This is a genomic window from Teichococcus rhizosphaerae (assembly GCF_002631185.1).
GTDB classification, from domain to species: domain Bacteria; phylum Pseudomonadota; class Alphaproteobacteria; order Acetobacterales; family Acetobacteraceae; genus Pseudoroseomonas; species Pseudoroseomonas rhizosphaerae.
In genome coordinates, this window is record NZ_PDNU01000004.1 from 1 (window position 1) to 13,827 (window position 13,827).

Below are 13,827 nucleotides of genomic sequence, written 5' to 3' on the forward strand. Positions count from 1 at the left end.
ACCTCCGCTTGGTCGAGGGCGCTCATCTCTGCCACCTCGATCAGCCACTTGCCGTTGAGGTGCTGCGACACGTCCTTGCCGCCGCGAATATCGGGCAGGTTGTCGCTGAACCACGGGCCGCCCAGGATGGCGCAGGCGGTGGACTTGCGGGCGCCCTGCGCGCCCTCCAGCACCAGCATGTAATCGGCTTTGCATCCCGGCTGGAAAACGCGGGCGACCATGGCGATAAGGAACATGGTGCCGATGCAGGCGGTGTAGGTGTTCGCCTCGGCGCCCAGGTAGGTGTGCAGCCAGGTTCCCAGCCGCGCCTTACCATCCCACCGCAGCCCGTTCAGCAGATCCCGCACCGGGTGAAAGCCGCGCTCCCTCGCCCGCAGCGCCACCGCCTGATGCACCGTATCCTTGCTGACCCGCTCCAGCCCACGCCGCTGCAAGAACTCCTGTAGGGCCGACACGTCCGCGTCCTGGATCGGCCGTGCTTCCTCCGGCGGGCGCAGGCTGGCCGGAACAGGCCGCGTCAGCAGCTCGGCCCGCAGCATCTCGTCATAGGCCAGCAGGTCGGACAGATGCGGGTCCGCCCGGAGCGCGGTCATGGTGTTGAACAGGTTGCCGCGCGGATCGCCTTCGCGGTCGGTCTGGCAGTGCTCTAGCCAGGCGGGCGCGTTGTCCTTCCGGCTGCCCTTGCCACTCTGCTGCCGCTCGCGCTTCTCCCGCCAGCCGCAATCCTCCGGGGTCACGCTCAACTGCTCGCAAAGCCAGAAGGCAGCTTCCTGCGGATTCGCGGCGCCACCCCATTCCATCACCACGTCGATGGGGGAACAGCTCTCCCGCGTGCCGAAATCCTGCCCGCCCTCGGTCGGGTGCATGGACAGGTCTTCCTCCAGCCCGCGTCCCAGATCGGCGGAGTGAACTCGCCAGGCGCCCGTGCCCGGCTGCTGCTCGGCCTTGGGAAAGAGGCCAGGGAACCAGGCGCCCAGATCGGCCAATGCCCGGCGGTTCACCTCCTGGAAGAAGGCATTGCCCCCTGCCCCGTGCTTGGGCCGCGCCGGGTTGATGGTTGGCTCGGGTTCGGGCTCGGCGGCGCGCTCCTTCTCCGTCTGACCACCTGCCCCGCGCAGGGTGCTTTCCGCCGCCGCCAGGAAGCCGCGCAGGGCCGCCGCCGTGGTCGGCGGAAGGTCTGCCAGCGGCACCACGTCCGGGCCGCTCTCCGTCCACTCGTATTCCTGCCCGGTGTCGGGGTGGATGCCGTAGGCGACGAACTGCTGCCCCTCGGCCAGCACCTCCACCTGCGCCTTGCTGCCATCGGGTAGGGTCAACTCGGGCGTCTCCATCTTGGAGATACCTTCGCCGGCCCGGTAGCACAGCAGCAGCTTGGGCGCCTTTCCCACGCGCCGCAGCGGTGTGGCTCCCAGCATCTCCACGGCCATGCCTTCCAGCCTCTTGGCCAGCTCAGGCACCAGCACGTCGATATCCAGGCCGATCAGCGCCCCGCACAGAATGCCCGTGTTGGTGTGCTGGTCGCCGCGATAGACGCTCTGTCTACCCTTGGCGTTCGCGTAGCTGAAGCTGGTGGTCCACCGCTCCAGCTCGGCACGGTCGGCCCTCGCGGCGCATCCCCGCCAATCGGGCAGCAGCGGCCGCTTCCCCATCACCGGCACGGGCTTGTAGCCCTGGCTCAGCAGTTGAAGACGCAGCGCCGTGCGGTTGTCATTTGCACCATCTGAGCGCGCCGAATAGAAATTGTCGGTGGGACTATCCTTCGCGGAAACCCTTGTATTCACAGGGGATGAACTTTGGTCCCACCGTGTGCTAAACTGCTGATTCAGCGGGCGTTCTTCCGCCCGGCTCTGGGCACCATCTCCTTTTCCGCGCGATGCCGGCCGCCAACCTGTCGCGCAGGGGCGGCTTCCTTGCCCCGGCGCATCATCTCCGCCTGCCTGCCACGCGCCATCCGCCCCGTCTCGTGCCTGCTTGACCAGCCCGGCGGATCGGGCGTTCCGGGGAGCGATGCGGCCCCTCAACCGCATCCCCGCTCATGCGTTCACCAGCAACGCGGCCCGAGAAGCACGCCCGGGAAGGCTGCCGGAGCGGCGGCCCCTGGAAGCCGGCCTGTTCCAGGGCCCGCAAGGGGTGGGAATCTTCCGGCTCCTGCCCGGCAGGCGCCGCCGCGCATGGATGGAGAGCAGGATGTATCTGGCCCGGTTTTCCTATGATGTGCTTCCCGCCAACAGGCAGGACGCGCTCGGCTTCATCCGGCGGGAGGTCGAGGCCGCGCGGCGCGAAGGGCTCAATGCGCGGCTTCTCGTGCCGCTGACCCGGGGCCAGGGCGGGGCGGCCCTCCAGTTCGAGGTGGAGCTGACCAGCCTGGACCAGCTCGAGGGCATCCGCCACCGCGGCGGCAGCCCGGCCGAGGAAACGGGGGACTGGATGCGGGCCTTCAGCGAGATCCTCCTCGCGCCACCCGCCGTCGAGATCCTCCGGGTCGACTGACACGGCCGGAGCGCCGCCCGCTTGCCTGCAGGGAACGAACGTCTCCGCCGACACCGGTGCCCGTTTCCCCGGCGCCGCTTTCCGCCCTTCGGCACCCGCGAAGCCGGAGGCAGCCCGCGATTCATGCCCGGCCGACGCGCCGCATGCCGATGACGATCCAGGAAACCGACCCACCGGTGCCGCCGGATGCCAGACTGCCCGAGGCCTTCTACCGGCAGCCGCCGCCCCGGCTTGCGCGGGCGCTGATCGGGTGCCGCCTCTTTGTCGATGGAGCAGGCGGGCGGATCGTCGAGACGGAGGCCTATGATGCCGATGATCCGGCCTCGCACAGCTTCGGCGGCCGGACCCTGCGGAATGCCTCCATGTTCGGGCCGCCGGGCCATGCCTATGTCTATCGCTCCTATGGCCTTCACTGGTGCCTGAACGTGGTTTGCGGCACGGTGCCGGGCGGTGCCGTGCTGATCCGGGCGCTCGAGCCGGAACGCGGCCTGGACAGGATGCAGGCGCGCCGGGGCGGGCTGGCGCCGCGCGATCTCTGCCGGGGCCCCGGGCGGCTCTGCCAGGCGCTGGCCGTCACCGGGGCGCTGGATGGATGCTCCATGAGCGCGCCTCCCTTTATCCTCGCCGCCCCGGTGGAAGGGGTGGCGGCCATCGCGGGGCGCAGGATTGGCATCACGCGCGGGGCGGAGACGCCCTGGCGCTTCGGCCTCGCCGGCTCGCGCTTTCTCAGCCGCCCCCTGCGGGATTGAGCAAGCGAGGGGGCGCGGGAGCGGCTTGCGCATGCTTCCGGGGCCCTTCTCCGGTGCAGCGTGGCAAAACCCCACGGGCCTTTCCCGTGTTGATCAGACCATCGTCTCGTCTGGCCGGAGAAGTGGAACATGAGCAGCACAGGAAAAGGCATCCTGGCGGACCGCCACGCGCTGGTCACCGGTGCCAGCTCCGGGATCGGCCTCGCCGTCGCCCGCGGGCTGGCAGAGGCCGGTGCCGCCGTCGCCGTGAACTACCACTCCGACGGAGAGGCGGCCTGCCAGCTCGTCTCCGAGATCCGGGCGGGAGGCGGCCAGGCCATCGCCCTGGAGGGCGATGTCTCGCGGGAGGATGAGGTCCGGCGGCTGTTCGAGGAGGCCAGGGGCGCCTTTGGCCGGCTGGACCTCCTGGTGGCGAATGCCGGCATCCAGAAGGACGCCGGGATCGCGGAGATGACGCTCGCCGAATGGCAGGCGGTGCTGGAGGTGAACCTGACGGGCCAGTTCCTCTGCTGCCGCGAGGCCATCCGCCTCTTCCGGGAACAGAAGGACCAGCCCCGCCCGGCACGGGCGCTGGGCAGCATCGTCTGCATGAGCTCGGTGCACGAGGTCATTCCCTGGGCGGGGCATGCGAACTACGCGGCCTCGAAGGGCGGATCGAAGCTCCTGACGCAAAGCCTGGCCCAGGAGGTCGCGCCCGAGCGGATCCGCGTGAACGCCGTGGCGCCGGGCGCCATCCGCACCCCCATCAACCGCGAGAGCTGGGAAACGCCCGAGGCGTTGCAGCGATTGCTGCGGCTCATCCCCTATGGCCGCATCGGCGAGCCGGAGGACGTGGCGCGGGCGGTCACCTGGCTGTGTTCCGACGAGGCCGATTACGTGACCGGCACGACGCTGTTCGTGGATGGCGGCATGACGCTCTATCCCGGCTTCGCCGGAAATGGCTGAGCGGGCGCCCGCGCGGCACCGCGGCGCACGGGGAGGCTCCGGAAGCATAGGGCCGGAAACCTTGCCGCGGCCCCGGGCGTCTTGGAGCCAGGCGCCAGCCGGCGATGGAGCGGGAGGAAGCGGAACCATGTCTCAGCGGGCCGCCGGTGAAGCCGGGCGCGGGGCTGCCTCCAGGATGGCCGGGGCCAGGCGGCGGGTGCCGGCGTGAAGGCACCCGCCGATAGCCGGCCGGAACCGGCGCCGCTCCGCCTCGGCTTTCCGGTGAAGCTGATGGGCGATCCCGGGATCCGGAGCAACGACACGCGGCGCTGGCAGCAGAACCCGCACCTGAAGGTCTCGCTCGAACACATGGACCGGGCGCTGGACTACCTGGACCGGCACGACATCCGCATGTACCGCCTCTCCTCGGATCTGGCGCCCTATGCCACCCATCCGGACATGCCGCAGTTCCACGACATGGTGCGCGAGAGCGATGCCGAGCTGCGCGCCTTTGGCGCCAAGGCGCGGCGGCTGGGCATCCGGCTGAGCTTCCATCCCTCGCAGTTCGTGGTGCTGAACAGCCCGGACCCGGCCCTGGTGGAAAAGAGCATCTGGGATCTGAGCTCACAGGCCGAGATGCTGGACCGCATGGAGCTCGGGCCCGAGGCGGTGATGGTGATCCATGTCGGCGGCACCTATGGCGACCGCGGCGCCGCCAATGCGCGCTGGGTGGAATGCTGGAACACGCGCCTGCCCGAGCACGTGCGGCGCCGCCTGGTGCTGGAGCATGACGACCTGCGCTTCTCCGCCTCCGACATCCTCTGGATCCACGAGCATACCGGCGTCAGGCTGATCTTCGATCACCAGCATTTCTGGTGCCTCAACCCGGAACGGCTGGAGATGCGGGACGCGCTGGAGCGGATCCTGCGCTCCTGGCCCGCCGGGCAGCGGCCGAAGGTGCATTTCTCGTCCCCGCGCACGGAAATGCGGGAACAGAAGCGCAAGGACAGGGCCACGGGAAAGCCGAGGACGGTGCTGGTGGCGCCGGTGAACACCGGACACGCCGATTTCTGCAATCCCTTCGAGTTCATCACCTTCATGCGGATCGCCGAGGGGCTGGAGTTCGACGTGATGCTGGAAGCCAAGGTGAAGGACCTCGCGCTGATCCGCCTGCGCTCGGACCTGCTGCGCTACGCGCCGGATGTGGCGCGGCGCTTCGGCCTGGACGAGGCCGATGCGGCCGCGCTGCCGGCGGAAGCCGGGGAGATCGTGGCGGAGGAGGCGGAATAGGGCCGCCCGCGCGCCAGCCAGTGCCCGGCGCGCGGAAAGATCCGCGCTGGGCAGGCTCAGGGCCAGTGCGGGCGCTCGGGCAGGGTGATGCCGAGCATGCCGTCATCCTGCGGGATGCCCGCGCCGGCATCCGCCTCCACAGGTTCCGTGGCGGCAGCCTCCTCCATTCGGATCCAGTCACTTCCCTGCGCCGGCTCCGCGCCGGCGGGCGGGCTGGCCCAGTCCGCCGCGGCATCGCCCGCCGCATCCCCCGCCGCCGCCACCGCCAGGGTGAGGGCGTCCGGGCCCGCCACGTCCTGCGCGCCGCCTGATGCCTCGGCCATGCCGGGGGGCGGGGCCGGCGGCACGGGCTGCTCCAGTGTCAGGCTCACCGTCTGCCGCGCCGCCTCGGCGCCCTGCTCGTCCCGCAGCACCACGCTGACCGACCGCGCGCCCGCCGCCAGCCCCTCCGCGCCGTTGTTCTCCAGCACCAGGGACCGCAGCACGGCCGAATAGGTCTCGGCGCTCGCCGGCCCCCGCAGCAGCAGCTGGCCGGTGGCGCCGTCATAGCCCCCCTGCACCAGTTCGATGCCGGTATCGCCGAGGAGGATGCGCCCCTCCGCCTCGCGCGGCGCGTAGCCCTCGAAGGCCAGGGCATCGCCTTCCCGGGCGCCGCCCAGGGTGATCGCCGCGCCGCCGAGTTGCGCGCTGTCGGTGTCGGCGGCGGAAGCGCCTTCCAGCACCGCCACCTCCGCCGCGCCGGCCACGCCCGGCTGCGCGGCGGGGGTCAGGACGAGCGTCGGGGCATCGTTCACCGCGCCGAGGGTGACGGTGAAGTCGCGGCTGGCGGCGGCCGTGGCGCCCGATGCGCCCTCCTCGCTCACGGCCCGCAGCGTCAGGCGCATCGTGCCGTTCCAGTCCGGCGGCGGGAGGAGCCGCAGCGTGCCGAGATCCGCCGCCGCGACATGCCAGGCGCCGCCGCCATCCGGCTGGCCGGCCGACAGGGCGGCGCCCTCCGGCAAGCCGTGCAGCGTCACCCCGGAGAGGCGCTCCGAGCCGTCCAGGTCGGCCAGCGTGACACCGAGCGGCAGCGCCACCGGCTGGTCCTCCAGGCCGGTGGCGTCCTGCGCCGCCAGAAGCGGGGCATCGGCCACGGGCGCCACATGCACGCTCATGCTGCCGGTGCTGCCGGCCTCCATGCCCGTCGCCCCCTCGACCGAGACAGCGGTGACGGACAAGGTCAGCGGCCCGGAGAAGTTCGGCGGCGGCGCCAGGGTCAGGCCGGCCAGCTGGTCGGGCCGCAGCACCCAGCCACCATCAGCCGCCCGGCTGCCGGCGGAAAGCCGCGCCCCCGCCGGCACCCCGCTGACGATGATCCGCGCCAGCTGCTCCGAGCCGCCCGTGTCCGACAGGGCGGCGGCGATGGGCAGCGCCACCGGCATGTCCTCGGCGCCGCTGGCGCCGGCCAGGCCCAGCACCGGCGCATCCGCCACCGGGTGGATGGCGAGGGTCATGTCGAAGGGGGGGTGGCTGCTGCTGTCGCCATCCGCCTCCGCCGCGACCACGGTGAAGCGCAGCCGCAGCGTGCCCGAATAGTCGGGCGGCGGCTGGAAGCCGAGCGAGGGCAGTGCCCCGCCCGGAATGGTCCAGCTGCCGTCGCCATGGTCCGTGCCCATGGTGAAGCGCGCGCCCGCGGGGACGCCCGCCACATGCACGGACAGCGTCTCCGACCCGTCGCCATCGGCGAGCAGGGCGCGGATGTCGAGCGGCAGCACCGCGTCCTCCCCACCCGCGGCGTGGCTCGCGGCATCCACCATCGGCGCATCGGCCACACCGGCCACCTCGACATGGAAGCTGGCGCGGCTGGAGGCGGCGGCGGCGTCCTCGCCCTCCATGGCGTGGGCCACCAGCGTCAGCGCCATGCGGCCGCTCCAGTTGCCCGGCGGCGTCAGGGTCAGCCCGGCCAGCTGCGCGGATGTCAGGGTCCAGCTTCCGTCGCCGTTGTTGACGCCGGCCGAAAGCCGCGTGCCATGCGGCAGCCCTTCCAGCACGACCGAGAGGATCTCCGAGCCGTCACGGTCCGCGAGCAGCGCGGAGAGCGCGAGCGGCACCGCGCGGTCCTCCAGCCCCCGGGCATCGGCGGCGGCGGCGAGGGGGGCGTCCGGCGCCGGGCTGACGGTGAAGGCCACCTCCGCCGACTGGCCGCGCGTGTCGCCATTGCCGGCCTCCCGCGTGATGGCCGTGACCGTCAGCCGGAAGGTGCCGGAGGCATCGGGCGGCGGCAGGAGCCGCACATCCGCCAGGTGCTCGGGCGCGACCGACCAGGTGCCGTCGCCATTGTCGGCGATGCCGGGGCCTGCCGCGATGGAGGCGCCGGCAGGCAGTCCGGAGATCAGCACCGCCACCACGCTTTCGCTGCCATCCGTGTCGCCGGGCGCGGCGCGGAGGTTCAGCGCCACCAGCCCGTCCTCGCGCGCGGGAGCCGGCGCGGCGGTGACCAGGGCGGCATCGGCCACGGCCTCGACCGCGATGTCGAGCGCGCGGGTGGTGGTCAGGCTGGTGCCGCCCGGCTCCACCGCGACGCCGCGCAACACCAGGTGCAGGGTGCCGGAGAAATCGGCCGGCGGCAGCACGCGCAGTTCCGCCAGTTCCTCGGGCCGCAGCACCCAGGCGCCGGTTTCCGGGTCCCGCGCGCCGGCGGAAAGCCGCGCCCCCTCGGGCAGCCCCTCCACCCGCAGGCCGAGCACGTCCCCGCGGCCCTCCGGGGCGGCGCTGGCCAGGGCGATGCGCAGCGCGGCGCTGCCATCCTCCCGCGCCGGCTCCGCCTCCGCCACCAGCAGCGGCGGCGCGCCGGGGGGCGGGCTCCCGCCGCCCGGCCCCGCCCCCGGCGCAGGCCCAGGTCCAGGTCCAGGCTCGGGTCCCGGTCCAGGCTGGGGCTCGGGCTCGGGCCCAGGCTCTGGCGTGGCCTCTGGCGCGGGCGTGATCGTCACGTGCAGCAGGCCGCCGGAGATGGCGCGCCCGCCTTCCGCCTCTTCCGACACCGCCTGCACCCGCAGGGCGATCCCGCCGGTGAAGCCGGCGGGCGGGCGGAGCGAAAGCCCCTCCAGGGCGGCGGCGGGCACCAGCCAGGCGCCCTCCCCTTCCGGCGTGCCGGCGGAGAGCATGAAACCCTGCGGCACGCCGCGCACCCAGACCGCCAGCGTTTCCGACCCATCCAGATCCGCCAGCGACGCCGATACGGGCAGGCCCACCCAGCCCGCGGCCGGGTCGCCGCCGGCATGCGCGGGCGCCTGCACGTCCCGCAGCGCCAGCACGGGCGCATCCGCCACGCCGGCCGGGTCCACCACCATCCGGCCGCCGATCTCCTGGCGCACGCCGCCCGTGTCCTCCACCGTCATGCGCAGCGTCAGGGTGGCGGCGGCGTCGCTGTCCGGCGGCATGGTGAGGGTGACGCCCTCCATCCGCGCGGCGTCGATGCGGTGGAGGCCGTCCGCGCCGGGCGCGACCGCGCTGCCATCGGCCAGGCGCAGCACGGCGCCTTCCGGCACGCCGCCCAGCACGATGGCGCCGACCACCCGCTCCGACCCGTCGCGGTCCCGCAGGCCAGGGTCCAGCCGCAGCGCGATGGGCGTGTCCTCCGTGCCCGCCATGCGGCCCCAGTCGCCGGAATGGCCATCGAGCCCCCCCACGGCCGGCGCGTCCACCACGGCGCCGATGCGGACCGGCAGCAGGGCGGCGGCACGGGCGGTGGAGCCGCCATCGGCCTCCTGCGCCACGGCGGTCAGGGTGATGCCGATGGTGCCGGCGAAATCCCGCGGCGGCAGCAGCGAGACGTGCCGCGCCTCCTCCGCCGTGAGCGACCAGGCGCCGCCGCCCCGATAGGCGCCGGCCGAGAGCCGCGCCCCCTCCGGCAGGCCGGACACCAGCAGGAACAGCCGCTCCGATCCATCCTCGTCGGCGAGATGGGCGGAAAGGTCGAGCGGCACGGGATTGTCCTCGGCGCCCTCCCCGCCCGCGCCGGTGACGACCGGCGCATCGGCCACGGCGCGCACCCGCACCGGCAGGTCCAGCGGCGCGGCCTCCGCCCGGCTGCCATTCGGCTCGGCCGAGATGGCGGAGATCCTCAGGGTGAAGTCACAGCCGGAATGCGGCGGCGGGGTGACGGTCAGGCCGCCCATGGCCTCCGGCGCGACCAGGATGCTGCCATCCGCCTCCCGCGCCAGAACCACGCCGGCCGCCCGCACCACCGCGCCCTCCGGCACACCGGCGAGGCGGAAGGCGATAAGGGATTCCGAGCCATCGGCGTCAGTGGTCCAGCCCGCCGTGCGCAGGGCGATGGCGCTGTCCTCGTCGCCCGCCACCGGCCCCGTGCGCAGCCCCGGCGCGTCGGCGACGGCCGCCACGCGCACCGTGAAGGGCACGCTGGTGACGGCCACGCTGTTGTCGCGGTCTGTCGCGGTGGCGCGCAGCGTCAGGCCGATCTCGCCCGAGAAGTCGCGCGGCGGCGTCAGCGACAGATGCTCCAGATCGGCCGCCGTCACCGTCCAGCTGCCATCCGCCGCGCGGCTGCCGCGCGAGAGCGTGGCACCCGCCGGCACGCCGAGGATGGCCAGGCCGAGCTTCTCCGAGCCATCCGTGTCGCGCAGCGCCGCAAACAGGGACAGCGCGATGGGCCGGTCCTCCTCGCCTGCGGCGCCGGCGGCGCTGGCCAGCGGCGCATCCGCCACGGCGGCGACCTTGACGGTGTAGCTGCCGGCGATGTCGCGGCTCACCGCCAGGCCGTTGCCGGTGTCGGTCAGGCTGGCAGCGATGGTCAGCTGGAAATCGGCGTCGCTGTCGGGAGGCGGCGTCAGCGTCACGCGCCCGTCGCGCAGCGCGGCGGTGGAAACCCGCCAAAGCCCCGGGGCGACCTCGGTGCCCTGGCTCAGCACGGCCCCGGCCGGCACGCCCCCGATCTCGCTGAAGGCCGACCAGCTTTCCGATCCGTCCGCGTCGGGCGTGGCGAAGGCGGGGCGCAGCGTGATGGCCCTGTCCTCCTTGCCGCTCGCCTGGCCGCCGATCGTGCCGGGGTCGGCCACCGGGTCGAGGCTGACGGTGAAGCCGGCCGAACTGCTGGCGGCGGGCCTGCCATCCGCCGCCTCGGTGGCGATGGCGGTGAGGGTAAGCGGGATGCGCCCCGAGAACTGCGCGGGCGGCGTGAGGGTCAGCTCCGCGAGCTGCGCCGGGGTGAGCGCCCAGCTTCCATCCGCCAGCTTCGTGCCGGCGCTCAGCCTGGCGCCGGCCGGAACGCCGCTCAGCACATAGCCGAGGCTTTCCGAGCCATCCATGTCGCGCAGCGCGCCGCCAAGCCCGGAAAGCCGCAGCGGCATGTCCTCCTGGCCCTGGAAGTCGGCGACCGCCACGAGCGGCGCATCGGCGCTCGCCCGCACCACCACGCTCACCTCGGCCTCGGTGATCCGGCTGTCCTCCAGCCCCGCGGCGCTGTCGGTGCTGGTGACGGAGAGGACGAGGCGCATGTCGGCATCGCTGTCGGCGGGCGGCAGCACCGCCAGCGCGCCGGAGCGGAAGGCTTCCAGCGGCACCTCCCAGATGCCCGGCGCGGTTTCCCGGCCTTGCGACAGCAGCGCCCCGGCCGGCAGGCCCCGAACGGTCAGCATCCCGCCGAACCGCTCGGAGCCGTCCCCGTCGCTGAGCGCCAGGCTGCCGCGCAGCGGAATCCAGCCATCCTCCTCGCCCCTGCCTTCCGCGCCAAGCAGGACGGGGTCGGCAACCGGCGCCACGGTGACGGTGAAGGAGGCCAGGTTGCTGGCGGCCTCCCCGCCTTCCTCCCGCGCCGTGCCGCGCAGGGCGAGGCGCAGCGTGCCGGCGAAATCGGCCGGTGGCGTCAGCCGCAATCCCGGCAGGTCCTCCGGCGCCAGCGCCCAGGCGCCATCCGCCTGCCGCGCCCCGGCGGACAGCGCCGCCCCCTCCAGCATTCCTTCCAGCCGCAGCAGCAGCGTCTCCGACCCGTCCATGCCCATCAGCGCCGCCGAGAGATCCAGGGCGACAGCCGAGTCCTCGAGGACGAAGGCATCGGCCGCATGCAGCAGCAGCGTCGGATCTGGCCGCGGCGGAGGAGGGAGAACAGGTTCAGCAACAGGCGGCTCGGCGACGGGCGGCTCGGCAACAGGCGGTTCGGCGACGGGCGGCTCGGCAGCGGGCGGCTCGGCAGCGGGCGGTTCGGCAGCGGGCGGTTCGGCAACGGGCGGTTCGGCGGCAGGCGGCTCGGCGACGGGCGGCTCGGCGGCAGGTGGCTCGGCAGCAGGTGGCTCGGCGGCAGGTGGCTCGGCAGCAGGTGGCTCGGCGAGAGAAGGCTCAACGATGGGCAGCTCGGCGAGAGGAGGCCGCGGCGGCAGCGCCGCTTCGGCGAGCCGCAGGGGTGGGGCAGAGCGGGCGGGCGCCGCGTCCGGGGCCGGCGGAATGCCGGGTGGCGGGGCGGGATCGGGGGACGCGGCATCCTCCGCCCCTGGCGCTGCCGGGGAGGCGGCCGCCGGCCCCGACCGCTTCACGGGGGTGCCAACCTGCGGGGCTTCCAGGGGGGGCGGCGGCAGGGCGGAAGGGGGCGCTGGCGGCCCCGGCCAGGAGGGCGCGGCAACCGGCGCGCCGCCGTCCAACGCCTGGTTCGGCGCAAGCGGCGCCGCCCGAGGCGCCGCCGGAACAGCGCCGGGCGCCAGATCCGCCGGCGCCTGCGGCTGGGGCCGCGCAGGCTCCGGCACCTCCCCGGAGAGCGGCCGCGGAACGCCGGGCGCGGCACTGGCCCCGGGCGGCTGGGTGCCCGCCTCCACCGCCGGGCCGCTGACCGCCCGCCCCCCCTGGGCCGCGGCGACACCGCCCACCAGCGCGCCCTGCCCCGCTTCCGAGCCGGGCACGAGCATGCGCTGCACCGCGCGCAAGGCACGCAGCGCCTCCTCGTTGACGACGCTGGAGTCCGGGGTGGAAGGCGGGGAAGCCGGATGCTCGGCCATGCGGGAAACCCTTTCAGCGCTCTTGGAAGGACGCCGCCGCCGCCGCGTAGATCGGCTTCAGCAGGTATTGCAGCACCGTCTTGGTACCCGTGGTGATGTCGGCCTGGACCGTCATGCCCGGCGCCAGCCGCGCATGAGCCGGGTCATGGCCCAGATGCTGCCGGCTCAGGGCGATGCGCGCGCGGTAGTAGGGCTGGCGCTGGTCATCGAGGAAGGTGCCCGCGGAGATGCGCTCCACCCGCCCCTCCAGGGCGCCGAAGCGGGCATAGTCGAAGGCCTGGACCTTCACATGCACGACCTGCCCGGGCGCGATGAAGCCGACATCGCGCGGGGCGAGGCGCACATCGGCCACCAGCGGCGCGCCCTGCGGCATGATCTCGGCGACCAGTCCGCCCGGCGGCAGCACCGTGCCCGGGCGCTGCACCGCCAGCCCGCGCAATATGCCGCCGATCGGCGCGCGCACCAGCGTCCGCTCCGCCCGGTCCGCGAGCCGCCGCACCGCCTCGGCCGTTTCCGCGATCTCCAGCGCCACGCGGGCCGCGTCCTGCCGCGCCTCGTCGGCGGCGCCGGCCTGCAGGTCGAGGATGCGCGCCTCCGCCTCCGCCAGGGCGCGGGCGGTGGAGGCGTGCTGGCCGCGCAGGCGGTCGCGCTCCGCCGTGGCGTTCATCAGCAGCCGCCGCGCCTCCAGCACCGCGAGCCGGGTGGTGAGGCCGCCGCGGGCAAGCTCCTCGCGGGTTCCGAGCTCCATGCCATGCAGCGCGACCTGCTCCTCCAGCGCCAGGATCTGGCCGGACAGCGTGGCGAGGTCGGCCTGCCGCTGCGCCACCTGCTCGCGCAGCACGGCGCGCCGGCCGGCCAGAGCCTCCAGCCGCGCTTCCAGCGCGGCCTGCTGCGGGGCGGCGATGCCGCCATCCGGCGCGGGCGGCAACGTCTCCGCCCGCCCCATGGCGATGGCGGCGAGCCGCCCGGCCTGCAGCCGCAGCGCCTCCAGCCGCGCCTCGGCCTGCCGCAGCTCGGCCCGTGCCGCCACCCCGCTCATGCGCAGGATCGGCTGCCCGGCCTCGACCATGTCGCCCTCGGCCGCCAGCACCGCGTCGACGATGCCGCCCTCCAGATGCTGCACCGGCGCGGGCGCCACCGGCGGGGCGATCTCGCCCGTGCCCATGGCCATCTCCGGCACCCGCGTCACCGCCGCCCAGCACAGGGCGGCGGCCACCAGCAGGGCGGTGCCGAACACCACCGCCCGCTCCAGCCCCTGCACGCGCACCTCCTCCAGGGCCAGCACATGGCTGTCGGGGCGTGGCACGCGGCTCGCGCGCGGCAACGCCGGAGAGGGCGGCGGGGATGCCGGAAGCGGCGCCGCGGGCAGGGCTGCGGGGGGAGAGGGCTCC

Annotated in this window: 7 protein-coding genes; 4 read left to right on the forward strand and 3 right to left on the reverse strand. The window is 74.0% G+C overall.

The window, feature by feature from the left end; all coding sequences use genetic code 11:
* Window positions 1-1,781: VapE domain-containing protein (locus tag CR162_RS04305; protein ID WP_176559712.1), on the reverse strand; the 1,781-nt coding region annotated here is incomplete at its 3' end.
* Between the two features lie 406 nt (window positions 1,782-2,187).
* On the opposite strand from CR162_RS04305, the gene CR162_RS04310 reads away from it, so the two are divergent.
* The 4 genes from CR162_RS04310 to uvsE all read left to right on the forward strand — a co-directional run bounded on the left by CR162_RS04310 (window position 2,188) and on the right by uvsE (window position 5,453).
* Window positions 2,188-2,490 (forward strand): hypothetical protein, encoded by a 303-nt coding sequence (locus CR162_RS04310; protein ID WP_099094313.1) that lies wholly within the window; start codon window positions 2,188-2,190, stop codon window positions 2,488-2,490.
* Window positions 2,491-2,633: 143 nt separating this feature from the next.
* A complete protein-coding gene (locus CR162_RS04315; RefSeq protein ID WP_099094314.1) occupies window positions 2,634-3,239 on the forward strand; it encodes a DNA-3-methyladenine glycosylase in 606 nt (201 codons plus the stop codon).
* Window positions 3,240-3,368: 129 nt separating this feature from the next.
* Window positions 3,369-4,184 carry an SDR family oxidoreductase gene (locus tag CR162_RS04320; protein ID WP_099094315.1) on the forward strand — a complete coding sequence of 272 codons (816 nt, stop codon included), beginning with the start codon at window positions 3,369-3,371 and terminating at the stop codon, window positions 4,182-4,184.
* 270 nt (window positions 4,185-4,454) lie between these two features.
* A complete protein-coding gene (uvsE, locus tag CR162_RS04325) occupies window positions 4,455-5,453 on the forward strand; it encodes a UV DNA damage repair endonuclease UvsE (protein WP_099094439.1) in 999 nt (332 codons plus the stop codon).
* Between the two features lie 56 nt (window positions 5,454-5,509).
* On the opposite strand, the gene CR162_RS04330 is transcribed toward uvsE, so the two are convergent.
* Both CR162_RS04330 and CR162_RS04335 read right to left on the reverse strand, forming a co-directional pair.
* The gene (locus tag CR162_RS04330) at window positions 5,510-12,436 is read right to left on the reverse strand and encodes a hypothetical protein (protein ID WP_141563067.1); all 6,927 of its coding nucleotides are present in this window, start codon (window positions 12,434-12,436) and stop codon (window positions 5,510-5,512) included.
* 13 nt (window positions 12,437-12,449) lie between these two features.
* Complete coding sequence (locus tag CR162_RS04335) at window positions 12,450-13,742, reverse strand: HlyD family type I secretion periplasmic adaptor subunit (RefSeq protein WP_176559713.1); 1,293 nt, start codon at window positions 13,740-13,742, stop codon at window positions 12,450-12,452.
* Window positions 13,743-13,827: the final 85 nt, after the last annotated feature.

Coding starts and splice junctions, on each gene's coding strand:
- CR162_RS04310 (WP_099094313.1), top strand. CDS start 2,188: ATGTATCTGGCCCGGTTTTCCTATGATGTGCTTCCCGCCAACAGGCAG.
- CR162_RS04315 (WP_099094314.1), top strand. CDS start 2,634: ATGCCGATGACGATCCAGGAAACCGACCCACCGGTGCCGCCGGATGCC.
- CR162_RS04320 (WP_099094315.1), top strand. CDS start 3,369: ATGAGCAGCACAGGAAAAGGCATCCTGGCGGACCGCCACGCGCTGGTC.
- uvsE (WP_099094439.1), top strand. CDS start 4,455: ATGGGCGATCCCGGGATCCGGAGCAACGACACGCGGCGCTGGCAGCAG.
- CR162_RS04330 (WP_141563067.1), bottom strand. CDS start 12,436: ATGGCCGAGCATCCGGCTTCCCCGCCTTCCACCCCGGACTCCAGCGTC.